Here is a 22,774-nt window from a genome sequence, read left to right as displayed (position 1 = left end):
TTCAGTTTTTTTAGTTGTTGCATCCGAGCAACACATCAATTAAAACCTATTTAACTATTCGAGTTCTTTCCATTGACAGAAAAGAACTCGAATAGTTAAATTTTAAATCAAAGGACGCAAACGTTCCAATAATTTTTTAGTAGCAAAAATACCCTCTTCCTCACTCAACTTACTTCCCTCATATTCAATCCCCACATAACCTTTGAATTTTGCTTTTTTAACAATCTTCAACATACGCTCATAGTCAATTTGCGTTTCATTACCATTGGCATCAAAATCATGTGTTTTGGCACTCACACCATGCGCATAAGGCATTAAATCCGTTACACCTTGGTAACGATCATACTCATAGAAATTACCAAGATCGGGTAAACTTCCACAATATTTACTACCCACTGCTTTTAATGTATTGGCCAACCAGTCACCATGCGAAGAGATACCACCATGGTTTTCTACAATTATGCTAATGCCCGCTTTTTTACCGATATCAGATAGTGTTGTTAAACTTTCAACAACACGCTTACTCACTTCCTCAGGCGTTCCTTTTCCAGCCGCATTGACACGAATGGCATGACAACCTAAGAAATTAGCTGCAGAAATCCACTTATAATGGTTTTGCACAGCTTGTTTTCTCTTTGTTTCATCTTCGTCACCGAGATTTCCTTCACCATCAATCATAATGAGTACATTACGTACACCATTATCTTTCGCGCGCATATTTAGCTCAGTAAGGTAATTATTATCATTAGCCTTATCCTTAAAAAATTGATTCACATATTCCACCCCATAGATACCGTATTTTTTGGCAGCCAATACTGGAAAATCCAAATTGTTCAAATCTCCCTTAAACAAGGATTTATGCAATGACCATTCAGCCAAGGAAATGTCAAACCAATCTTTCTTTGCTGCCGCAAAACTCTCCAAAGAGGGAGCTAATGCTATACCAGCAGATGCTAGCGCAAGGTTTTTAAGAAAATCTCTTCTTGAATTCATGTGTTTAGATTTAATGTGTTATTTAAATATTTCCCCAGCCAGTGGTCAACACATCAACGAGGTGCATCGTCTGAATGGGTAATTTATGTTTATCGATATAAGATTGAAGCTGTAGCAAACAAGATGAATCAGTGGAAATAATATAATCCGCATTCAGATCAAGTGCATTGCGCACTTTTTGCTCAGCCATTGCTGCGGATATTCCTTCGAATTTCACGGCAAAACTTCCCCCAAACCCACAACATGTCTCGCTATCTTTCACCTCCACCATCTCCAAACCTAAGACCTTACTCAATAATTTCCGTGGTTCCTCTTTAATTTTGCACTCTCGCAAAGCCGAGCAAGAATCATGGTATACCGCAACACCCTCCAATTCAGCTCCAAAATACTCTTTTTTTAGCACGTTTACTAAAAAATCAGAGATTTCCATCACCTGTTGTTGTATTTTATGACATTGATGGGAATCTGCCGAATTTGCGAATAAATCATTATAAGCATGTCGTACCATACCAGTACAGGACGCCGAAGGAGAAATAATCACATGATCTCCCGAGAAGTCACCTAAAAACTTCCGTCCGACCTGTTTCGCATCATCCCAAAATCCAGCATTATAGGCCGGCTGGCCACAGCATGTCTGCTCAGGATTATAGACGACCTCGCAACCGACTTTTTCTAATAAACGAACCGTATTAAAAGCGGTTTCAGGGTAAAGCTGATCTATAAAACAAGGAACAAAAAGTTCTACTTTCATATGCAATTCAATCAATAAAATTAAGATTTATTGGATACTAATATCCGGACCAAAAGTAACAATCCAATTACAAAAAATAAAGAAAGAACCAATGCCGAATATCGAATATTATGTGTTACCTGTTCTATAAACCCGAATGAGAATAATCCAATGACAATAGCAACTTTTTCTGTAACGTCATAAAAAGAGAAGAAAGCCGTCGTATCTTTAATATCCGTCGGAATTAACTTAGAATAGGTTGAACGTGATAAGGACTGAATCCCGCCCATAACTAAACCGACCAGTGCAGCAATTATATAAAACTGAAGTGGAGTAGATAAATAAAATGCTGCAATACAGATGCCGATCCAGATCATCACCACAACGATCAACACCTTAATATTTCCAAAAAGCGTAGATAAATAAGACATTAAAAATGCACCTAAGATAGCCACGAGCTGGATGAGAAGAATTGTCGCAATCAACCTTTCTGCGCCTAAATGCAAAATTTTCTCTCCAAAAGAAGAGGCTACAATCATCAAGGTCTGAACACCAATTGCATAAAAGAAAAAAGCCGGCAAAAACTGTTTTATTTCTGGAATACCTTTGATCTTTTGGATAACATGGCCGAATTCATCCCGTACATTCTGTACAAAACTCTTACCGGTGTTATTCTCGGTCGCATCAATTTTAGGCAGGTATTTAAAAGGGATCATTGAAAACCCAAGCCACCACAATCCGACCATTAGAAACGATATACGAGCCGGCAGTGAGGCATCTGTAATACCAAACCATTCAGGTTTAAGCACCACTATAAAACAAAGAATCTGTAAAGTAACACAGCCAATATATCCATAAGCAAAACCTTGCGCACTCACCTTATCTTGTTGATCGACAGTCGCCAAAAGCGGTAAATAAGAATTGTTAAACAAAACACCGCCAATATACCCCATCGCCGCAAGAACAAAACATATGATACCAATTTCCAAGGTTTCAAGCTTGAAGAAAAATAAGCACATACATGCAACCGCTCCAACATAGGTAAAGAATTTCATAATGTGTTTCTTTTTCCCCTTTGCATCAGCGTAGGAAGAAATAAAAGGCAAAGAAAAAGACATCAGCAAATAGGCAAAGGCCAAAGAAAAATTGGAAAGTGCGGTATTGACGACTTCAATCCCAAAGAAACGAACAACATCACCATGCTCTTTTGTCGTCGTAATTGCGGTATAGTAAACAGGGAATATCGTGGAAGTAATAACAAGGTTGTAAGCAGAATTGGCCCAATCGAACATGGCCCAAGAACGAATCAATTTTTTATTGTTTTTTACAATTGCTTCCATTTAAATTGGCTTAATAAGTTTGACGAATATAAGTAATTATTTTAGCCATTTCTTTACGAATTACACTTGCTCGATCATCTATATAATTATTGTTCATAAAAGAAAATGCCAAGCGCCTTCCTGTCCGCGTAATCAGATAACCGCTCTGATTATAGACAGATGTAATCGTTCCCGTTTTAGCAAAAACAAACGGTTCACCGAGATCTTTGCTATAGGTACGTTTTAGGGTGCCATCGACACCTCCAGCCGGAAAAAGACGGAAACGCTCTTGCTCATCCGGCAACTTATTTTTCAAGAGGACCAATAGATCTACATTATTCTGCGGAGTCACCTTGTTATAGGACGACAGACCAGATCCATCAAATAAGGCGACCTCAGCTGAAAAGTATTTATAAACGTTATTCTTCATCCAGTCCCGTACCAAGTAAGTATCAAATTGACTGAATTGTTTCCACGAACACATCATCAAAAACTGTTCAGCAATAAAATTATCACTTGGCAACATCATTTCACGGATTAAATTTTTGGTACTGCCGGAATAGAGTATCTTGGTATTGCTTGGTTTTTGGTAAGATAGTAAGGTGACGGATTTACCTAGACTGTCCGCCAATAATTTAATAAATAAGCTATCAGAATAGATAAATGGAACTTCATTGACATAACCGCTCGGAACGGGACGTTTGGACATCCAAAAGGAATTTGCATGAAATGAGCGGGAAAGTTCAAAATCACCGACCTTGGGTTCCGGCAAAAAATCCAGTGAATTTTGAAAACTTGCTGGAGAGGTCGATAGATAATTATAACCTTTCTGTCGAAAAGTGACCACATTGCCATAAATAGGAAATGTACTGATTTCAGGTTGATAGTAAGCCTCAAAATCTTCCACAGCCCAACCATGCGCAAAGAACTTATTCTTCATTGTTCCTGGCACAACAAAAATGCGTTTATTCGTATTTTTCAAAAAGTTGTATACTACCCGGGTATCTAAACGATTATGCAGAAAGGTCGGATCACCAGTCCCCCAGATAAGCAACGAGTCTCCGCGTTCCACATACTCCAAACCAGGTATTGAATCGCCCAACAGTGCCAGTGCAGCATAGGTGGTATACATTTTCGTATTGGAAGCCGGCGTAAAATGCTTATTGCCGTTTATATCCATGACATATTTATTGGCATTGAGGTCGTATAAAGAAAAACCAACAAAATGATCATTTAATATTTTAGATTCTTGAAATAGCTGATAAACATCCTCAAAGCTCTGAGCCTTCGCTACAAAAGTAGCAGCGGGCAGAAACCAAAGCAGCAATAATGCACTTAAAATTTTTTTCATCAGTTCAAACATACAAAAAACTGCATGAACTCCCTTTCGTCTATTGCCAAAATTCAGATACAAATCCTTAAAAAGGAAAGGGGAAGACAACGCCTCCCCCTTTCCTTTTTAAAACTATCAAAAATTAATATCCTTGATTTTGTGTCAGAGCTCCACCACTTCTGTCAATCTGCGATTGTGGAATTGGGAAGTAATCATTTTGTGGTTTATAGTTTAAGCCTTTATAACGTGACATAAAACCACCTTCAAACGTTGCGTAGCTTTCCAATACAGTTTTCGCCTCACCCCAACGCACGAGGTCATAGAAACGATGTCCTTCCATCGCTAATTCTAAACGACGTTCAAAACGAACAGCTTTGCGCGCATAATTTTGGTCTGGGAAAGAAGTATAGGGTTTAACAACATATACTGCCGCCGCAACATTATCGCCAGTCGTTTTTGGAGGTAATTTTGCCGCACGTTCACGAACTGCATTTACGAGATTCATCGCTGCACCTAAGTCGCCCAATTCAACTTGACATTCCGCTGCCATTAAAACAACATCAGCTAAACGAATAATATTAACATCCAAGTCAGTAATATATGCCGCTCCTGACGCCGTATGTGTCGCATGCAGACTCTTCGGAATCATTGTTTTTATACCAACAAATGGTCCTCCCGAGCTCACCTCACGAATCCATGCATCGCCTGGCATGACACCATAATCATAGAAATTTACACCTCTACGACCAACCGTATAGTCCAACCGTGGATCAAAACGAAGCGTCACATCAAGTTTGTATGTTTTCTTTGCCTCATCAGACAAACCGAAATCTGATTTATATGGATTATTGCGATAAGAACCGTCCAACAATGGTAAGCCATTTGCATCAACTTTATACGCATTGACCAAATCAATGGTCGGTTGATAGAAACCGCAACAACCTACCGGATTACTTCCATTTAATCCAGACAACATATCGCCAACATTGGCATTGTCACCAGATCCATCTGGGTTAATCACATGTTTAGATACCAGTAATGCCTCTGGGCCATCTTTTGTAAGGACATCAAAGTTATTTTGATACGGCATCGTACGAAGATCTTTTGCACCGATAACGTCTTTAAACAAGGCCAATGCATCAGCATATTTTTTCTGGTATAAATAAACCTTACCTAAATATGCCTTAGCGATATTTTTATCCATACGGCCTGATTGTTGGTTGATCTTAGTGGCAGGAAGATTATCCACTGCAAATTTCAGATCGTCGATGATCTTAGGCAGTACATCATCTTTATTAGGTTTAACCTTGGCCTCATCCACCGTCATAGTCTCATCCACGTAGGCTAAGTTTTTGAAAACACGCCAGAGGTAAAAATAATAATGTGCACGCAATAACCTGGCTTCACCTTGAATTTGCTTTGCACGGTCCGCAGTCACTGTTTTTGCACCTGCCTGATCCGCATTCAAAAGTCGTAACGTATTATTTGCTCTGAGCACACCCTCATAGTATACCTCCCACATCTGGCTCAGGTTATCATTAGAACTATTTGGTGTATGAAACTCGATCATATTCATATTAGGTTGATCCGTAGCTTCAGAACCTTTATGGGCGTTATCCCCCGCAACCTCTCCAAACAACCACTGGCTAGGTGCTGAAGAATAGTTTCCCCAAGTACCATTGACATTGCCATTTAAAATGCCGTATGCACCAATCAATTCAGCTTCAATACCCTTTGAGTTAGCAACCTGCGTGTCAGACAACTCCCCCTGTGGAATACGTTCCAGGAAAGATTTACCACAAGAAGATAGCAAAGCCATTGATATTCCGAGAACGACGATTATATTTCTTTTTTTCATTTCAATCAAATTTTAACTTAAATCATTAAACCTTAAAAACCAAGACTCACACCCAACATATACTGACGTGCTTGTGGATACACTCCGAAGTCTACCCCCAAAGCAGAATATGTTGAAGGTGTTGCACTTACTTCTGGGTCTAGGCCTTGATATTTTGTGATTGTAAATAGATTTGTTGCACCAATATAGGCACGCAATTTTTTGATACCGGTATTATTACCGAACACCTTATTTGTATCAAAATTATATCCAACCTGCAGATTCTTCAACTTTAAGAAGCTCGCATCCTGAACGTAATAGCTCGAAGAAGCATATTCGTACGCCGATGCCCCCACCACTTGCGACGGAATCATGCTTGAAGGATTTGTTTTGGCATCCCATGCGTCTAAGACACGTACACTTTTTTGGCCTCTAAATACGCCAAAATCCGTAAAATAACGCGTCGCCTCATAATTTTGGTTACCCTTTGACCCATAGAAATAAGCCATAAAGTCAAAATTTTTATAAGATGCATTGATATTGAATGAGTACACAAAATCAGGATGTGGACTACCTATGATCGTACGATCGCTGGCATCGATTTTTCCATCACCGTTAATATCCGCAAATTTAAGTCCGCCTGCTCGCGATTTTCCATCCTCATATTTGGCCACGCTTGCATTTGACATATCTGCATCCGAATAGATACCGATTACCTTATAACCATAAAAAGCACCAATTGGCTCTCCTGGTTTTAAGATAGAAGTTTCCATACTTCTAAAGCTACCGTAAACCTGTTGAGTAACAGAAGGCGCCAAGGCAACAACTTTGTTCACGTTTCGCGATATTGTAGCCGACAGATCGAATTTAAATTGGCTTTCTTGACGTCTTCCATAATGGTAATTCAATGAAAACTCAACCCCTTTGTTTTGCATATCACCAATATTTACATAAGGTGATCCCGCACGACCGGCGGCAACAGCAGGTAATGGCAGCAGGTATAACATGTCTTTCGTTTTCTTGTTATACCAGTCGAAAGAACCATCAAAGTCACCTTGGGCAAGCGTAAAGTCCAAACCAATGTTCAATGCGGATACTTGTTCCCATTTTACATCAGGATTATTATACGCATTCTGCCACATACCGGATGTTAAACTTCCATCGATTGGATAAGAAGAAGAATTAATAGCAACTTGATAGCGATTTAAATATTGGTTAGCTGGAATACGTTGGTTACCCGTTACCCCATAACCTGCTCTGATTTTTAGGTCAGAAATCCATGAAACACCTTTCATGAACTCTTCTTGCGACAAACGCCAAGCCGCACTCGCCCCTGGGAACGTTCCATACTTGTTGTTCGGTCCAAAGTTAGAAGAACCATCGCGACGTACAGTTGCACTTAAGATATAACGATCTTTGAACGAATAATCCACTTTTCCAAAGATCGAAAACAGTGATCCAATTGCACCCGAACCATCACTTACACGACCTGTAGATGCAGCACCCAAATAGAGATAATCAAGACTTGACATCGTGAAAAAGCCATTTCCTTTTCCTGAAATTTGTCTATTACGATTTTGAATTGCCTCTGTACCCGCAAGAATACTTAACGTATGCTCGTCATTAAATGACGCTTTGTAATTTAATGTATTTGTCCAGGTCCATTCTTTATTCAATCCAAAATATTCATTTATTCCATTATTAAAACTTCCTTCTGTAAATTCAGGATTTGGATAAGTATAAGAAACACCATTGTAATTCTCATACTTCATACCAAAGCTGCTTCGGAAGGTCAAACCTGAGACAATATCAAATTCACCGAAAACGTTACCGAAAAACATATTGCTCTTGTTTCTATTGTCTTTTGCACGGTAAGCAATAGCTACCGGATTTTCACCATTACCAAATTGGCCACCAACGGATCCCGCAAAATTTCCACCTTCATCATATACTGGAATAATATTGTGTATACGATATGCAAAACCTAATGCACTACCTTCACCGATATAATCACCAGCAACATTGGTATTTACACCTACACCAAATCCCTCCGTAAAGCTATATTGCATATTCTCCCCAAAACGCAATTTATTGTTGAAAGCCGAAAAACGCGTATTTGAACGAAGATTGTATTTTTCGAACCCCGTGTGAATAATTGTCCCTTTTTGTTTCAGATAACCACCAGAAATCGCGTATGAAGCGTTCTCTCCGCCGCCTAAAACACTAAGCTGATGTGATTGTGTGGGGGCATTTTGAGACAAAGCATCAAACCAGTTCGTTCCGGCCTTATTTGCTTTCGTAATCTGATAGAAGTCCGAACGGCTGCTTGCATCGTATTTATATTTTGACATATCGATATCCGCTGCAGTGATTACATCTTTACCGCCTACTTTAGGTCCAGCGATAAGATAGTCCGGAAGCACATTATTTGTGCCATTTAATCTATTTTCTATATCCAAAGTTTGTTGTGGAGACAACATTTTTGGAAAACGTGAGCTGTTTGGTACTTGTACACCATAGTAAGAATCAAGGTTAAATTGAGGTTTTCCCTCTTTACCAATTTTAGTTGTAATAATTACGACACCGTTGTTTGCGCGTGAACCATAAATTGAAGCTGCTGATGCATCTTTTAACACCTGCATTGTTTCAATATCATTTTGATTCAACCAGCTTAACTTTCCTTCATAAGGCACTCCATCAATAATGTAAAGGGGTTCATTGTTGTTAATCGTACTATAGCCACGAATTTTAATCTGTGGTGTAGAACCAGGAGCGCCGTCCACTACGATCTGAACCCCTGTTGCTCGCCCTTGCAATGCCTCAACAGCACTCGCAGCCGGTGTGGTCTTCAATTCCTTCACATTGACAACAGCGACCGCACCTGTTAAATCTTTCTTACGTTGTGCCGAATAACCTGTCACAACGACCTCTTCCAAGGCGTCTTCTGAACTGCTTAACGAAATTGAAAGATCAGCTTTCGAAGAAACAGTAATCTCAGTGCTTTTGTACCCAATGTAACTGATGATCAACACATCGCCTACTTTACTTTGAATAGTAAATGCACCATTCTCGTCGGTCGACGTCCCGGTACTACTTCCCTTTACTTTAACAGAAACGCCTGTAATACCTTGACCTGTAGCAGCATCCTTCACGATCCCCTTGATAGGCGTCTGTTGTACACGCTTTGTTTTCATTAATGAAACGACTTCAACTTTGCCATGGCTAACTAATCCACTGGCAAATCCATGAGTGGTCATTCCTCCCCCAATGAGAAGAGAACTCATAAGCAGAAACCTCTTATTGAACTTTTGGCCCAATATGAGATCAAAACAGCAATTTTTGTCCGTTTTTTTCATCATAATTTTACTAAATAGGTGGTTTAAAAAATTTATGTTTATTCTTTAGATGTTTTAGCTGATATTGGTTTATTTAAGTTCTTGGTCATTTTTTTTAGGTCTGACGACAACAATGCGATATCGTTGATAGGTTCATTCCCCATGGTTATTCATTTTTCACTTAATTTGGTTATTTTCCAGAAATGTTAAAATCTGTTAAATAAATGTAAAGAATAATAAATGTAAAAAAAAAGGAAAAATCTTAATTAATTCACAAAGTGCTATAAATCAAGTTATTGTATTTTATACACTAAGCCGAATTGCAATACTATTGTTACACAAGCACATCCTTTTGTTTTCGTTACCGAAAACCTTTCCCAAAATTCAATGTGCATTGTCAAATATTCTACAAATAGGTCCAAATAAGCTAAAAGCTCCTTATATTTGTTGTTGATGAATGTAAGTAATTTATTAGAACGGGCGCTCCGATTTGAGTTCCTATCCAAGGAAGAAGGTGTTTTTTTATATCAAAACGCACCTACAGCTGATTTGACTTTCGTAGCCAATGAATTGCGTAAAATACAAGTGCCACATGGTAAAGTAACCTGGCAGATCGACAGAAATGTCAATACCACCAATGTATGTATTGCAAATTGCAAATTTTGCAACTTTTTCCGCCGTCCCGGTCATGAAGATAGTTACATCACCGATATCGAAAGCTACAAGCAAAAGATAGAGGAAACTTTTAAGTACGGTGGTGATCAACTGCTGCTGCAAGGTGGCCATCACCCGGATTTGGGTATTGAGTTTTACAAAAACCTTTATAAGCAATTAAAAGAGCTTTACCCTACGCTAAAACTACATTCACTCGGCCCGCCTGAAATTGCGCATATTTCCAAGTTGGAGAACATGAGTCATATTGAAGTTTTGAGACAATTGAAAGAAGCTGGACTGGACTCTCTACCTGGAGCCGGAGCTGAAATTCTCAATGATCGCGTAAGACGTCTTATATCAAAGGGAAAATGCGGTGGTAAAGAATGGCTAGATGTTATGCGGGCAGCCCATAAAATTAATCTACCAACTTCTGCCACCATGATGTTTGGTCATATCGAAACAATAGAAGAGCGTTTTGAACATTTGGTGTGGATTCGCGAAGTACAGGATGAAAAACCGCAGGAATCCCATGGTTTTATAGCATTCATCCCTTGGCCTTTCCAGGATGATGGCACCTTATTGAAAAGACTTCGCGGTATTACCAATAACGTAACAAGTGAAGAATATATCCGCATGATTGCTTTGAGCCGCATTATGCTTCCTAATATCAAAAACATACAAGCATCCTGGCTCACTGTCGGAAAACGTACTGCTCAATTGTGTCTGCATGCCGGAGCAAATGACTTTGGTTCTATCATGATCGAAGAAAATGTCGTCTCTGCAGCAGGGGCCCCCCATAGATTCACATCTAAATCAATACAGGAAGCTATTTTGGAAGCTGGATTCAGTCCACAACTACGAACACAAAAGTACGAGTTCCGTGAGCTACCAGCCCATATGGTCGAACAGGTCATTAACTATTAATACGATACATTGAAAGACGTCATAAGAAATATTGAAGCAATTATATTTGCTTCTGCGGAAGGAATAGATCTTGCCGACATCAAACAGATTTTGCAGGAAGCATTAGCCATCGAAGTATCCAGAGACGAGCTACGTGACTTGATTAAAAAAATTGAAACGAAGTACCAGGATGAAGATTATGTACTCGAATTACGTTACATCAACAACGCCTATCAGTTTTTGACAAAAGCTGTTTATCATGAATCGATACAACAGCTCCAAAATCATAATAACAAGCGAAAATTAAGTCAATCAGCGCTAGAAACACTCGCCATCATTGCTTACAGACAACCGATAACAAAATTAGAAGTGGAGCAGATTAGAGGTGTCAGCTGTGATTACGCTATTCAACGTTTACTGGAAAAGAAGTTAATCAAAATTGCGGGAAAAGCAGATAGTATCGGAAAACCATTACTTTATGCAACAAGCCAACAGTTCATGGATCACTTCGGAATCAATGGTGTGAGAGATCTCCCACAATTAAAAGACATCGTTACCGAGGACAATGCGATTGGCGAAACAAATGAATAAATAAAATAAAATAAATTTTTATTTTCAAAATACAATTCAACATATTGATTAACAGAAAAATAAAGCTTAATAATTTTTTGAAAAAAAGTTTTAAAAAATAGTTTTCTTCTCTAATTTTACAACATTGAATAAGAAACAATAAAGTATTATTTTATGAACACGGCAACTTTAGCTAACGAAGATCTTGAAGAAGTAAAATTCGCATCTTTCAACGGTCCTGATGACGATGATGATGATTTCGATGATGATTTCGATTTACCTGAAATCGACTCGATTGGAGGATTGGATGACTTCGATGATGACGATGAATTTTAATATTTTAGTGCGATATAACACTACCTATTAAAACACCAGAGTATCATTAAAAAAATAAGGCGTTCAATCAAATTGAACGCCTTATTTTTTACTTTGCCTGATCGATCAATTTATGTAATTCCATCTTGGGAATCATGCCGCTTTGTCGCCATATTTGCTGTCCATTTTTGAACAGCACAAAAGTAGGCACGCCACTTACCTTATAAATCGAAGCAATTTTGGGATTTTTATCTACATCAATTTTAATGATGGATAGATCTTCCTGATAAAATTCCTTTACATCCTGTAAAATCGGCGCCATAGTCTGGCATGGACCGCACCACGTCGCAAAAAAATCCACCAAAACCAGCGAATTTGATTGAATAATCTGGTCAAAAGTAGCCATTATTGATTCTCCTTTACTTCTTCTTGCAATGCCTTATACCCACCTTGGATATTGCATATATGTTTAAATCCTTTAGCACTTAAAATAGATACAGCCACTGCACTCCTATATCCTGATTGACAGTGTACATACAGCTGTTTATTGTCTTTTTTAAGTGTAGAACCAAAATTAACGAAATCTGTTAATGGAATATTCATTGCATTGTCAATATGTCCATTACCAAATTCTTTATTTGTTCTTACATCCACAATATGACCTTGACCTGATCTTTTCCTAAATTCTCCTGCACTAATATTGCTCAATGAGACTACATCTTCGTTACTTTTCCAAGTTTCGATGCCACCATCTAAAACTCCAATAACATGAGTATAACCCAATTTTAATAAATGGTTGTAAACCGTATCCTGACTATCTATTTCTGTAATCAATAAAATTTTTTGCGCTTTATTGGGAAACACTTGTGCCAAAAAGTGATCAAATGGACCTTTAAAACCTATATTTATTGATTTCGGCACAAATCCTTGCAGGAATATATCGCCAGGCCGCGTATCAAGAACTTGAATAGCTGTTTCACGGCGCATTTTTTTAAATTCCTTCAATGTTAATCGTGGTAAATCTGAAGCGGGCTGCGACATCTCGGCCTGATGGTTCTTCGATGCTGCATGCAATTGCACTTGATCATTGAACAGTGCAAAACAGACCCCACATAATGTGATAAAAACGCTACGCATATATTTGACTATTTAAAAGGAATAAGCAGCTTTTCCAATTCCTCAATTTTACCATTGTATATATTTAAGTCCACATTGCCCTGAATGCCTCTGACAGAGCCTTTTTCAGAAAATTGCCAGAAAGCCCAATGCTCCTTGGGGTTCTCAACCCAAAAGTTGTAATTTGCAATCCATAGCGTATAAGCGGCAAACTCCTTTTCCAAAAAATCACTATAAAACTTATCTCCGGAGTAAAGAATGGGCTTTACTTTGTAGTGAGCTTCGACTTCTTCAAGCCAACGTTTTAGCCCAACTTTCAAGCTATCCATAGATTGTTGTTTTGGATGCTCCTCAATATCCAAGACCGGTGGAAGATCGCCAGGCTGTAATTTAACTTTTCGAATAAAATTCTTCGCTTGCTTTACCGAGTTTTCATTGGGTCTAAAATAATGATAAGCCCCTCTCAAAACCGCCCTATTTGCCGTTTTGCTCCAATTTCGACTAAACTTATTATCCATTCCTTTCTCACCCATTGTCGCCCTGATAAACACAAAATCTATCGGAAAATGATCATTGATTGTGCTTACCTTTTGCCAATCTATTTCTTCCTGGTAGGTAGACACGTCTATACCAAACACCTTATCATCGTGCTTGCTCATAATCTCAATATTTCGAATATCGTATTTAGCCTCCTTCGTCAGAGACTTGTCTTTGGAGGTAGCCACACGAAAATAGTATATAATTCCAGCTCGATAATGCCACATTACAAGACAGAGGAAAAACACCAGCATTCCTGCTATCATCCAGATCCACTTTGTTCCTCGGGCTTGACTTCCTTTTGTGCTTGTTTTCTTTCTTTTTAATCGCTGTTGTGCCATGGCACGATGAAGTTACGGCAATAGCAATTAACTCGCAAAATTTTCACAACAATTTATATTTTTGTGTATGATCGTGTACAACCCCAAAGACTGGCTTTCGGCAACTTTCAAGTTGCATAAATCAGATACCTTCAAAAAGTTACTGCCATTTCTTGTTTTAATCGCTTTTTATTCCTGGATGATTGCCTTTCTTGAATTGGAATACCTCAAATTAAATGAAAAGAGCTGGGTCAAAAACATTACCATTGTCCACAATCTTCTCGGTTTCGTTATATCGCTTTTACTGGTATTCCGAACAAACACAGCCTATGATCGTTGGTGGGAAGCCCGAAAGCAATGGGGTACATTGACCAATATAAGTAGAGCCTTTTCGTACAAACTAAATGCCATGCTGGATGTAGATGACAAAGTGAACCGTAGCTTTTTTAGAAAGGCAATCCCCCTATTCGCAGAGACACTATACGATTTTTTAAGATCGGATTACACCAAGTTTATGCTCGACGAAAACGAACACCCTGAGTTAAAAGCTTTGGATAATAAAAAACATGGCCCCAATCAAGTTTCTACCATGATCTTCCACAAAATCAATGATCTATATAAAGAAGGAACTATAAGTGGCGATCAGCTTATTATCCTTAATGAGGAAATTACTACTATGACACATGTTTGTGGAGCTTGTGAACGTATTAAAAATACGCCAATACCATTGGCATATAGTGCATTTATCAAGAAGTTCATTATCTTCTATACCATGACCCTTCCAGTAGGTTACGTTTTCTCCATCGGTTACTTTGTTGTGATTGCTGTACCATTTATTTTATATGTTTTAGCATCTCTCGAATTAATTGGCGAGTCCATTGAAGAGCCATTTGGTATCGACCAAGACGATTTACCGATCGACAAAATTGCGGCCAACATCAGGAAACACTGCCATGAGATTATCCCTGTATAGCCTTTTTTAAAAACAATCTAGCTCATTTTCAAACCCTAAGACTATCTATAGAAAATAAGTTTTGTAAATCTATTCGAAATTTCTACTTTTGTCGCGGAGAGTTGGCAGAGTGGTCGAATGCGGCGGTCTTGAAAACCGTTAACTGTCACAGGTTCGGGGGTTCGAATCCCTCACTCTCCGCAGAAAAAGCCTTTCAGAAATGAAAGGCTTTTTGCATTTTAGCCCAATCCGTCCCCTTACTCTTCTTAAGAACTAACCTCAAGTTTATATCCTTTACCACGTATAACCGTAATTTTGATAGTCGGATCAAACTCCAATTTTTTTCTAAGTTTTGATATAAACATATCTAGACTGCGCCCGACAATAATTCCCTCATCTTCCCAAATTTCTTTTTGCAGCCGTGTTCGCGCTATCGTTTGATTAGGAGACAAGGCTAAAATATGTAACAAACGGGTTTCCGTTCCAGTGAGATTTATGGTGTTTTCATTAATGATCATTTCTCGCTCCTGCGGATTAAACAAAACGGCCCCAAAGGTTAAAATACTGTTATTTTGATCGTCTAACACAATGCTTCGCCTCCGATCCGATTTCAAAAAAAAGAATCCAGCAAATGCTAAAAACAACACGATACCAAGAAAATAGTTATTCGCTGCTGTATTTATCCCGCTCGGTTTAAATTTAATATTGATCATGTAACATCCTTTAGGTTGCACTCTACCTCTACAAGCAATAATATCATCTTTTTTATTATGGGAAATAGCATATCCATAAGCTACACTCGAATTGCCACAGTTGAGTACATTAACGACATAATCACGGGCAAGAGGATCATTGACCAACAGCCGCTGAATAGTACTCACCATGAGTCTGGTTTAAAGGTGATTTCATTCTCAAACCTGATCCGATATTCATTTTCTTGAATCTTTTCTACCGGAAGTACCCTTGATCTACTGTCACCCGACTGTGTAAGCAGTTCATCCCCTATCCGCCGAAGCAAAACTTCTCTCCTGGCGCTATCAAAATCGTCTGTACCAGTCTTATCAAAAGCGATAAAGGCCATTGCAATAAACAAGAGCATTATCCCGCCATACAAGTACTTCCGGTTCCCTGAGAAAATATTTCGGCTTTCAGACATACGATTTACAATTTATTTACAAAGATTACATCACTATTTACAGTCTAAATCCCACTATATAAGTATCATCAACGTATTTTTGTTACATCACGCTAAAAAGGATACGAGAAAAAAGTTTGAACGGATCTAATTTACTGGGATAAATCTAATGTTCATTAAACTTTTAAAAATATGAAAAAAATTATCTACGTATTGGTTTTACCGCTCGCTATAGGAAGCGGCTTGGCCTTTGCCAATCGCGAAATCAAAAATGAAACCTTAAAAAAAACGACCCCGAATTCACGCACTCGTTCTGAAATGACCGCCGAAAGGAATAAATGGGAAGCGAGTCCTAATGGTATAAAGTTCAAAAAATGGCAAGAATCTCCCGAAGGCATAAAAGTACTTGACAACGCGGCGAAAATAAACAATCAGATAAAGAATTCTGCCGACATAGCCGCAGTTGTAACTTCGCTTTATCTTCCACTAGGAGCACAGTTAGGTTTCGGTGTGATGGTTAGAATTAATCGTGAAGACTATATTCTCAGTTTTGGCCTGGAAAATTCCAATGAATTTCAACAATTGCGAAGCTTGAAAGTAAACGACAAAATAACGATAAGGGGTCGTGGTGTCATGTACGCGCCTAAGTATTCGTATCCAATAGTAGCGGGCGACTATGTACAAAGAGATAACAAAATAATTTATAAACGCATACCTAACCAAGGCGCTTGCTGAGTAACGTAACAACCACTCCACAAGAAAAGCCTTTCAGCATTGAAGGGCTTTTTTGCAAACACAACTATTTGTACAAAAATTAAAATCACAACGAAAGTAACCTTGTTACTCAAATTAAGTCACCAAACCAACTCGATAAATTTCGACAGCCTAGCAACCGACCTAAATTGGATGAAAGGAAAAATAACAAGCGAATTAAACAAATCTGATCAACAACGAACAAACCAAAACACCAGGTAAAAAAACTGATTACCAACGGTTAAGAAAAAAAACACAGAAAGTATCTAAAAAAAACTTCAATTTTTTTTTAAAAAACACTGTGGAATCCATTCTTTTCTGCCATCATTATAAGGAGTAACAACAACGTGTTAACCTAAAGATGACGATCATGGCAGAATTAAATCAAAAAACGCAAGAAACGGGAAAGAAAAAAATAAGAAGCAGGAAAATGGCCCCTAAAGTAGATTTAACAGCGATGGTAGACCTCGCATTTCTTCTCATTACATTTTTTATGTTGACCACAACATTAAATAAACCATCTGCAATGGATATCGCCATGCCAGACAAAACTAAATCAGCTATAGAAAGTTCGGTTCTTATTGATGAAAACCGCACGGCAACTCTTATCCTGGGCGAAGGAAAATTCATGTGGTATCATGGGGATTTCAAAAAACCGATCAGCTCTTCACAAATACCGGTAGATATCGACAAAGGGCTCTCGGCTGTTATTGCACAGTTAAAAGCTAAGATTAGCACCATGCCCAATACAAAGGACATGATTGTATTGATTAAACCTAGCAAAGAAGCGCGCACGAAAGATGTTATTCAAACGATAGACCATTTGAAGGACCAGCATATCGCACGTTACGTAATCAGTAAAACGCAAATCGAAGAAGAAAAGCAATTGCTCGCTGCACTCCAGTAACATTGATTTAAACGATATCTTGTCCATGCTTTGAGATAACCTATTGAATGAGCCTTTCATAGGTAAAATCAATGAGTGTCATCAAAAAATGCGGAAATGCTTACTATTTGATCAAATATACAATAACAAGTTTACCGAAAGATCGTATGATCCATCGATCTTTCGGTAGATTCCAGACGCGTAGCCTATATTATCTTTTATCCAGATTATTCCAATAACGTTCCACATTTTCTTTTACCTCAACCGGTAGGGATGCATAATTGTCCGAAAACGTTGTTTGGCTATAACCATCTGCTTCCTCTGCACGGAGACGGTAAAACTTATTCTTATAAAGAACTAGTCCAATACAGCTTAGCTGCTTTTGCAGGTCATCCTTTGGATGCCTTGAATAGATAAATAATGCATCCAATTTACCATCCCTATCCGCATCAAAAAATGCCTTTCGAGATTCCCAAACCGACGTAACAATCCCTTCTTCGGATATCAATTCATCAGCCACAAGCTGCCACATTCCATCGATCTGCTGAAATTGTTGTACATAAAGTTTGTCGGGATCAGCACCCCGTTCCTCTTTTGAAAAAACAATATAATTATCTTCTTTTGGAGTCTGAAGGCGTTCCACTTGTAACACACGCTTCCCCTTAAATGGAAAACCAGAAGACTGAAAATTTTCCTTATTGATCGAAATTGTTGTAACCTGTGCCTCAACAGCATAAAATCCCATCGATAATAGGATTAAAAGAACGTATTTTCCCATATGTTTTTCCCTTTGTATTGAGTCAATTTACTGACAATAAAAGAGAATTACAAAATTTCAACGAGACATCTTTACATCCAAGTGATGCGATTCTCTATAAATGTCACTACATTTAATCCAGATAAACATCATGAAAAAGTTTTTGATCCAGCTATAGGCCTTTATTCATGAGCATAGATCATACGCCGATGAAACAGGATATTCAGACACTCGATGACATTAAAGTATTAGTAGATCAATTCTATACGACGATACGTAAAGATACTTTGCTCGGACCTATTTTTAAAGAACGAATCCAAGACAATTGGGCTATACATCTTGAAAAGATGTATAGTTTCTGGCAGACTATCCTACTAGATGAACATAGTTATTTCGGCAGCCCTTTTCCACCCCATATCAATTTACCCATTGATGCACAACACTTTGGTCAATGGCTCAATTTATTCGAAGCAACAGTAGATTGCTTATACAGTGGACAAAAGGCCGAAGAGGCTAAATGGCGTGCGCAGAAAATGGCCCAAATGTTTCAGTTCAAACTGGAATACCTGCAGGCCAATCCCAACAAGAAACCCTTGATCTAAAGTTGGCCTACAAAGCCCACTTGATCACATTGATAAATAAAAATTAATCCAAAAAAAAGCCCTTGGAAACTATCCAGGGCTTTTTTAGTTGATGTGATTCAATTTATGCTTTTTCTTCTTTTAAGGAAGTAGATTCTTTTTTGGGTTCCTTTTCTTCGAAACCTGAGCGTAAAATTTCATCCCATAAGGAAGAACTTACTCCAAAGCCTTTTTCGGGATCAGAATAATGATGCAACATATGGTGCTGCTTGATGCGTTTGAAAATGCCGCTTTTAAAATTAGCATGGTGCATCGCATAATGACATTCGTCATAGATCAAATACCCCACCATAAAACCTGAGAAAAAACAGGCTAAGATAAACTCATTCGAAAAAAACAATGTAAAACCAAGATAGACCAAAAGAGCGAGTGGAATACTCGCTGACAACGGCATCACCAAACGCATACGGTCTCTTGGGTAATCATGATGCACACCATGGAAAATAAAAGCGATTCGCTTTCCCCATTCCGATGTCGGATGAAAATGAAACACCCAACGATGTAACGCATATTCAAAAGCAGTCCAAAAAGCTAAACCAAAAATAAAATACCCAATGTAGGTTAAAAAGGAAATGTCTCCCCAAACTAGCGCTTTATACGAAAAGAAAACAACCACGGGTACATAGAAAATCAAAGGTACACTCCAATGCACTTTCGTCAAAGACTCTAAAAAGTCATTCTTGAACATGCGCGTAGATTCCGTAGAATTTGAAACATAATTACGCTTTGCCATAATACTATTTTTATTATTCCCTCACAAAAATAAGTATTTTAAGCACAAATGAAGAAGGTTTCTGATGAGAAAAACAAAATAACTGACCTTTTTAATAAAAAGGTTAAACAATAATCATTACCCCAATCAAGCTAAACCCTTTTTATTTCATCTATTACCTCAAATTTCCACTCTTTTCTATAAAATCAACTAAAATGAACTCGCACTAAAATTGACAAATCCAAGACAGTTTACTTATTTAAAGTTGACTGTTCCTCCGGCCATTTTCTTTTCTACACGTTGTTCTGGTTTTCCATAGACATCAATGACACCGCCACCACGTGTTTTGGTTTCGATGGAATCAGTAACATAAACATTCGCTTTACCACCACCATTAACGGTGACCACCGTGGTGTTCGTCTTAAAATCTTTTCCTTCATATTTACCGCCAAAATTCGAAATGATCTCCTGTTTGTTTGCCTTTCCATACAAAGCGATTGTAGCACCTGAGGTCACTTTTATTTCAGCTGTTTTTACCGCTGTATAGAGATCGACCAGACCACCTTCTGAAGCATATACTTTTAAGTGATCAGCAGCAACTGTATTATTTGTGGTCGCAAATACCTTGGCGCCTTTTTTTGCTTCCACATTGTTCAAACTCTTGTAATACACCTTCACAGAGATATTCCCCCCTTGCAGCATGTTCAACGTATTCATTTTCAAAACCAAGGATCCATTTGTGTTGACCACCTTAACATTCTCGTGATTCTGTCCTTCAAACGTCACCAAGGACTCGTCGGACTTAATCAACTCCACCTGAATCTTGTCTGTCGCTACCACCGAAGAAAAATCGCCAACATTTTGCTTCACCTGCCCAAACCCCATTTGGGCAATTAATAAAAGAATTACACTGACTCCTAAAAATTTCATATTTACTTGACTTTTTATTGTTGTTCGTCAAAAAATAAGCCAATTCCTACTAAGACCAGTATTTTTAACCTATTTTGACATAAAAAAATGCCCCCATAAAGTGTTTAACTTTTTGGGGGCACTAAAGACGTTTTTATAATCTATTTTTTAGCTTATACTTATAGTTTGCTATTGACATCTACTGCATTCAAATCAGCGAATGCTTCTTTCAGACGAGCAACAAACGTTTCTTCACCTTTACGTAACCAAACGCGGGGATCGTAATATTTTTTATTTGGAGAATCAGCTCCTTCTGGATTACCGATCTGACCTTGCAAATAATCATGGTTTTTCGCTTCATAAGCTCTCACACCATCCCAAAACGCCCATTGCATATCGGTATCAATGTTCATTTTGATTGCACCGTATGAAATCGCTTCTGCAATTTCTTCAGGAGATGAACCAGAACCACCGTGGAATACAAAGTTTACTGGTTTTTCAGCAGTAAGATTATATTTCTCACGAATATATTCTTGTGAATTGTGTAATATAACTGGTTGCAACTTCACATTACCTGGTTTGTAAACACCATGAACGTTACCAAATGCAGCTGCCACTGTAAATTTGTCAGATACTTTAGACAGTTCTTCAAAAGCATAGGCAACCTCTTCCGGCTGAGTATACAGTTTTGAACTATCTACATCCGAGTTGTCAACACCATCTTCTTCACCACCTGTAACACCCAACTCGATCTCCACGGTCATACCAAGTGGTTTCATACGTGCTAAGTATTTAGCTGAAATTTCAATATTTTCTTCAATTGGCTCTTCCGATAAATCCAACATGTGAGAAGAGAACAATGGTTTTCCGTGTTGCTCAAAGAATTTCTCGCCAGCGTCCAACAAACCGTCGATCCAAGGTAAAAGTTTCTTAGCTGCGTGATCTGTATGCAGAATAACCGCTACACCATAATGCTCAGCTAATAAATGAACATGTTGTGCTGCAGATACCGCTCCCAATACACAAGCTTGTAAATTATCGTTGTTCAAGGTTTTACCAGCGTAGAATTGCGCTCCACCATTTGACAATTGAATAATTACAGGAGAATTTACTGCTTTCGCAGTTTCCATAACTGCATTGATAGAGTTTGTTCCGATAATGTTTACCGCAGGCAAAGCAAACTTATGTTTCTTCGCTACCTCAAACAACTCTTGTACTTGATCTCCTGTCAATACACCTTTAAAATCTTTTAGGCTCATATTTCTGTTATTGATTTATTTTAATCTTTCATTATACTTGAAGCTACTAAATTATTAAAAATTATTATTACTTCCTAATTTTTATAGTGTACTAAATACACTATCAATCCATAGGGAATATAGAATCTTAACAAATCATAAACCTCTGATTATTCCTTTGAATAGAATAGTCCACTTGTCCCTATTTTTCCCAATACCATGAACAACAGGTTATCCGCAATTATCATTGGATCACAGATAAGGCATCTTGAATGTATTCAGAAATACGAATTATTTTAAATATTGTGTCGAGATTGATTAAATTTGGATTCACCAAATTGTCACTATTATGCTACAGGTATACGGTATCAAAAATTGTAACACAGTAAAAAAAGCACTTACATGGTTGGAAGACAACAATATCCCCTTTCAATTTCATGACTTCAAAAAAGAAGGTGTCAGTGAGGATAAATTAAAAGAATGGGAAACACAGGTAGACTGGCAGGCCTTAGTGAATAAAAAGGGAACTACATGGAAAAAACTATCTCCGGAAACTCAAGAACAAGTCGTAGACAGTAATAGCGCCAATAAGGTGCTTCAGGAAAACACGAGTATGATTAAACGTCCCGTTATTGAATACAATAAAGGCATATTACTTGGTTTTAATGAAACAGAGTACGTAACAAATTTAAAATAGTTCCAGAAAGCTCCCTGGAATGGAGGTCTTAAAAAGCCTCCAATTGTACCAAATACACCTTTAAAGTCCCCCTTTTTCCCTTAACTTTTAAGACGTCGTTTTCGTTTTTTTTGGCTCAATGTACTTTTCATT

General features: G+C 38.1%; 23 protein-coding genes and 1 tRNA gene. 9 read left to right on the top strand and 15 right to left on the bottom strand.

The genetic code is table 11. The features are described 5' to 3' along the window. Window positions 1-102: 102 nt before the first annotated feature. The 6 genes from B3297_RS01140 to B3297_RS01115 all read right to left on the bottom strand — a co-directional run bounded on the left by B3297_RS01140 (window position 103) and on the right by B3297_RS01115 (window position 9,571). A complete protein-coding gene (locus B3297_RS01140; protein WP_046672364.1) occupies window positions 103-993 on the bottom strand; it encodes a TIM barrel protein in 891 nt (296 codons plus the stop codon). A gap of 22 nt (window positions 994-1,015) precedes the next feature. Continuing rightward, window positions 1,016-1,744 (bottom strand): (Fe-S)-binding protein, encoded by a 729-nt coding sequence (locus B3297_RS01135; protein ID WP_070566110.1) that lies wholly within the window; start codon window positions 1,742-1,744, stop codon window positions 1,016-1,018. Window positions 1,745-1,764: 20 nt separating this feature from the next. Then, on the bottom strand, window positions 1,765-3,063 hold the full coding sequence (locus B3297_RS01130; protein ID WP_070566112.1) for an MFS transporter: 1,299 nt from the start codon (window positions 3,061-3,063) through the stop codon (window positions 1,765-1,767). Between the two features lie 10 nt (window positions 3,064-3,073). Next, window positions 3,074-4,393, bottom strand: a complete 1,320-nt coding sequence (locus B3297_RS01125; RefSeq protein ID WP_236586001.1) for a D-alanyl-D-alanine carboxypeptidase — start codon at window positions 4,391-4,393, stop codon at window positions 3,074-3,076. Between the two features lie 124 nt (window positions 4,394-4,517). Next, window positions 4,518-6,233, bottom strand: coding sequence for a RagB/SusD family nutrient uptake outer membrane protein (locus B3297_RS01120; protein ID WP_070566116.1), 1,716 nt, complete (start codon window positions 6,231-6,233; stop codon window positions 4,518-4,520). 32 nt (window positions 6,234-6,265) lie between these two features. Then, window positions 6,266-9,571: a SusC/RagA family TonB-linked outer membrane protein gene (locus tag B3297_RS01115; protein WP_236586000.1), complete on the bottom strand. Its 3,306-nt coding sequence runs from the start codon at window positions 9,569-9,571 to the stop codon at window positions 6,266-6,268. A 429-nt stretch (window positions 9,572-10,000) separates the two neighbouring features. Between B3297_RS01115 and mqnC the strand changes: the two genes are divergently transcribed. The 3 genes from mqnC (at window position 10,001) to B3297_RS01100 (ending at window position 12,010) form a co-directional block, all read left to right on the top strand. Beyond that, window positions 10,001-11,125 carry a cyclic dehypoxanthinyl futalosine synthase gene (mqnC, locus tag B3297_RS01110; RefSeq protein ID WP_070566118.1) on the top strand — a complete coding sequence of 375 codons (1,125 nt, stop codon included), beginning with the start codon at window positions 10,001-10,003 and terminating at the stop codon, window positions 11,123-11,125. 9 nt (window positions 11,126-11,134) lie between these two features. Next, the gene (gene scpB, locus B3297_RS01105) at window positions 11,135-11,695 is read left to right on the top strand and encodes an SMC-Scp complex subunit ScpB (RefSeq protein ID WP_046672370.1); all 561 of its coding nucleotides are present in this window, start codon (window positions 11,135-11,137) and stop codon (window positions 11,693-11,695) included. A 153-nt stretch (window positions 11,696-11,848) separates the two neighbouring features. After that, complete coding sequence (locus tag B3297_RS01100; protein WP_167450446.1) at window positions 11,849-12,010, top strand: hypothetical protein; 162 nt, start codon at window positions 11,849-11,851, stop codon at window positions 12,008-12,010. 88 nt (window positions 12,011-12,098) lie between these two features. Here the strand turns inward: B3297_RS01100 and trxA are convergent, their stop codons facing one another. Genes trxA through B3297_RS01085 form a run of 3 tightly spaced genes read right to left on the bottom strand, consistent with a single transcriptional unit; the run spans window position 12,099 to window position 13,983 of the window. After that, window positions 12,099-12,395: a thioredoxin gene (trxA, locus tag B3297_RS01095; RefSeq protein WP_046672371.1), complete on the bottom strand. Its 297-nt coding sequence runs from the start codon at window positions 12,393-12,395 to the stop codon at window positions 12,099-12,101. Beyond that, on the bottom strand, window positions 12,395-13,126 hold the full coding sequence (locus B3297_RS01090) for a rhodanese-like domain-containing protein (RefSeq protein WP_070566120.1): 732 nt from the start codon (window positions 13,124-13,126) through the stop codon (window positions 12,395-12,397). Before B3297_RS01090 ends, trxA begins: the two co-directional genes overlap by 1 nt. A gap of 8 nt (window positions 13,127-13,134) precedes the next feature. Next, window positions 13,135-13,983 carry a glycoside hydrolase family 25 protein gene (locus tag B3297_RS01085; RefSeq protein ID WP_070566122.1) on the bottom strand — a complete coding sequence of 283 codons (849 nt, stop codon included), beginning with the start codon at window positions 13,981-13,983 and terminating at the stop codon, window positions 13,135-13,137. A 67-nt stretch (window positions 13,984-14,050) separates the two neighbouring features. Here B3297_RS01085 and B3297_RS01080 point away from each other — a divergent pair, with 67 nt between their 5' ends. Beyond that, window positions 14,051-14,935, top strand: a complete 885-nt coding sequence (locus B3297_RS01080; protein WP_070566124.1) for a bestrophin family protein — start codon at window positions 14,051-14,053, stop codon at window positions 14,933-14,935. A 95-nt stretch (window positions 14,936-15,030) separates the two neighbouring features. Next, window positions 15,031-15,115: transfer RNA gene (locus B3297_RS01075), tRNA-Ser, on the top strand. A 65-nt stretch (window positions 15,116-15,180) separates the two neighbouring features. Here B3297_RS01075 and B3297_RS01070 read toward each other — a convergent pair. Continuing rightward, complete coding sequence (locus tag B3297_RS01070) at window positions 15,181-15,798, bottom strand: winged helix-turn-helix domain-containing protein (RefSeq protein WP_286778283.1); 618 nt, start codon at window positions 15,796-15,798, stop codon at window positions 15,181-15,183. Further along, window positions 15,792-16,070, bottom strand: coding sequence for a hypothetical protein (locus B3297_RS01065; RefSeq protein ID WP_286766974.1), 279 nt, complete (start codon window positions 16,068-16,070; stop codon window positions 15,792-15,794). The genes B3297_RS01070 and B3297_RS01065 overlap by 7 nt, the downstream gene beginning before the upstream one ends. A 171-nt stretch (window positions 16,071-16,241) precedes the next feature. Between B3297_RS01065 and B3297_RS01060 the strand changes: the two genes are divergently transcribed. Together B3297_RS01060 and B3297_RS01055 are read left to right on the top strand one after the other, a co-directional pair. Next, on the top strand, window positions 16,242-16,784 hold the full coding sequence (locus B3297_RS01060) for a hypothetical protein (protein WP_286766973.1): 543 nt from the start codon (window positions 16,242-16,244) through the stop codon (window positions 16,782-16,784). Window positions 16,785-17,172: 388 nt separating this feature from the next. Further along, complete coding sequence (locus tag B3297_RS01055; RefSeq protein WP_070566193.1) at window positions 17,173-17,709, top strand: ExbD/TolR family protein; 537 nt, start codon at window positions 17,173-17,175, stop codon at window positions 17,707-17,709. A gap of 190 nt (window positions 17,710-17,899) precedes the next feature. On the opposite strand, the gene B3297_RS01050 is transcribed toward B3297_RS01055, so the two are convergent. Next, window positions 17,900-18,466, bottom strand: coding sequence for a hypothetical protein (locus B3297_RS01050; RefSeq protein WP_070566135.1), 567 nt, complete (start codon window positions 18,464-18,466; stop codon window positions 17,900-17,902). Window positions 18,467-18,633: 167 nt separating this feature from the next. Here B3297_RS01050 and B3297_RS01045 point away from each other — a divergent pair, with 167 nt between their 5' ends. Beyond that, window positions 18,634-19,047, top strand: coding sequence for a group III truncated hemoglobin (locus tag B3297_RS01045; RefSeq protein WP_286766970.1), 414 nt, complete (start codon window positions 18,634-18,636; stop codon window positions 19,045-19,047). 103 nt (window positions 19,048-19,150) lie between these two features. Here the strand turns inward: B3297_RS01045 and B3297_RS01040 are convergent, their stop codons facing one another. The 3 genes from B3297_RS01040 to fbaA form a co-directional block, all read right to left on the bottom strand. Next, window positions 19,151-19,819, bottom strand: coding sequence for a sterol desaturase family protein (locus B3297_RS01040; RefSeq protein WP_286766969.1), 669 nt, complete (start codon window positions 19,817-19,819; stop codon window positions 19,151-19,153). 234 nt (window positions 19,820-20,053) lie between these two features. Next, a complete protein-coding gene (locus tag B3297_RS01035) occupies window positions 20,054-20,728 on the bottom strand; it encodes a head GIN domain-containing protein (RefSeq protein ID WP_286766968.1) in 675 nt (224 codons plus the stop codon). Between the two features lie 158 nt (window positions 20,729-20,886). Continuing rightward, complete coding sequence (gene fbaA / locus B3297_RS01030; RefSeq protein ID WP_070566139.1) at window positions 20,887-21,966, bottom strand: class II fructose-bisphosphate aldolase; 1,080 nt, start codon at window positions 21,964-21,966, stop codon at window positions 20,887-20,889. 328 nt (window positions 21,967-22,294) lie between these two features. On the opposite strand from fbaA, the gene B3297_RS01025 reads away from it, so the two are divergent. After that, entirely contained in the window at window positions 22,295-22,642 is a 348-nt protein-coding gene (locus B3297_RS01025; protein ID WP_070566141.1) for an ArsC family reductase, read from the top strand. Window positions 22,643-22,774: the final 132 nt, after the last annotated feature.

Origin of the sequence: Sphingobacterium sp. UBA3519 (assembly GCF_002377215.1) — a bacterium.
Lineage (GTDB): Bacteria > Bacteroidota > Bacteroidia > Sphingobacteriales > Sphingobacteriaceae > Sphingobacterium > Sphingobacterium multivorum.
This window is presented reverse-complemented; position numbering and strand designations above follow the sequence as displayed.

What these genes read in the sequence shown, in the direction of transcription:
- B3297_RS01140 (WP_046672364.1), bottom strand. Translation starts at nt 993, where the DNA reads ATGAATTCAAGAAGAGATTTTCTTAAAAACCTTGCGCTAGCATCTGCT.
- B3297_RS01135 (WP_070566110.1), bottom strand. Translation starts at nt 1,744, where the DNA reads ATGAAAGTAGAACTTTTTGTTCCTTGTTTTATAGATCAGCTTTACCCT.
- B3297_RS01130 (WP_070566112.1), bottom strand. Translation starts at nt 3,063, where the DNA reads ATGGAAGCAATTGTAAAAAACAATAAAAAATTGATTCGTTCTTGGGCC.
- B3297_RS01125 (WP_236586001.1), bottom strand. Translation starts at nt 4,393, where the DNA reads ATGAAAAAAATTTTAAGTGCATTATTGCTGCTTTGGTTTCTGCCCGCT.
- B3297_RS01120 (WP_070566116.1), bottom strand. Translation starts at nt 6,233, where the DNA reads ATGAAAAAAAGAAATATAATCGTCGTTCTCGGAATATCAATGGCTTTG.
- B3297_RS01115 (WP_236586000.1), bottom strand. Translation starts at nt 9,571, where the DNA reads ATGATGAAAAAAACGGACAAAAATTGCTGTTTTGATCTCATATTGGGC.
- mqnC (WP_070566118.1), top strand. Translation starts at nt 10,001, where the DNA reads ATGAATGTAAGTAATTTATTAGAACGGGCGCTCCGATTTGAGTTCCTA.
- B3297_RS01100 (WP_167450446.1), top strand. Translation starts at nt 11,849, where the DNA reads ATGAACACGGCAACTTTAGCTAACGAAGATCTTGAAGAAGTAAAATTC.
- trxA (WP_046672371.1), bottom strand. Translation starts at nt 12,395, where the DNA reads ATGGCTACTTTTGACCAGATTATTCAATCAAATTCGCTGGTTTTGGTG.
- B3297_RS01090 (WP_070566120.1), bottom strand. Translation starts at nt 13,126, where the DNA reads ATGCGTAGCGTTTTTATCACATTATGTGGGGTCTGTTTTGCACTGTTC.
- B3297_RS01085 (WP_070566122.1), bottom strand. Translation starts at nt 13,983, where the DNA reads ATGGCACAACAGCGATTAAAAAGAAAGAAAACAAGCACAAAAGGAAGT.
- B3297_RS01080 (WP_070566124.1), top strand. Translation starts at nt 14,051, where the DNA reads ATGATCGTGTACAACCCCAAAGACTGGCTTTCGGCAACTTTCAAGTTG.
- B3297_RS01070 (WP_286778283.1), bottom strand. Translation starts at nt 15,798, where the DNA reads ATGGTGAGTACTATTCAGCGGCTGTTGGTCAATGATCCTCTTGCCCGT.
- B3297_RS01065 (WP_286766974.1), bottom strand. Translation starts at nt 16,070, where the DNA reads ATGTCTGAAAGCCGAAATATTTTCTCAGGGAACCGGAAGTACTTGTAT.
- B3297_RS01060 (WP_286766973.1), top strand. Translation starts at nt 16,242, where the DNA reads ATGAAAAAAATTATCTACGTATTGGTTTTACCGCTCGCTATAGGAAGC.
- B3297_RS01055 (WP_070566193.1), top strand. Translation starts at nt 17,173, where the DNA reads ATGGCAGAATTAAATCAAAAAACGCAAGAAACGGGAAAGAAAAAAATA.
- B3297_RS01050 (WP_070566135.1), bottom strand. Translation starts at nt 18,466, where the DNA reads ATGGGAAAATACGTTCTTTTAATCCTATTATCGATGGGATTTTATGCT.
- B3297_RS01045 (WP_286766970.1), top strand. Translation starts at nt 18,634, where the DNA reads ATGAGCATAGATCATACGCCGATGAAACAGGATATTCAGACACTCGAT.
- B3297_RS01040 (WP_286766969.1), bottom strand. Translation starts at nt 19,819, where the DNA reads ATGGCAAAGCGTAATTATGTTTCAAATTCTACGGAATCTACGCGCATG.
- B3297_RS01035 (WP_286766968.1), bottom strand. Translation starts at nt 20,728, where the DNA reads ATGAAATTTTTAGGAGTCAGTGTAATTCTTTTATTAATTGCCCAAATG.
- fbaA (WP_070566139.1), bottom strand. Translation starts at nt 21,966, where the DNA reads ATGAGCCTAAAAGATTTTAAAGGTGTATTGACAGGAGATCAAGTACAA.
- B3297_RS01025 (WP_070566141.1), top strand. Translation starts at nt 22,295, where the DNA reads ATGCTACAGGTATACGGTATCAAAAATTGTAACACAGTAAAAAAAGCA.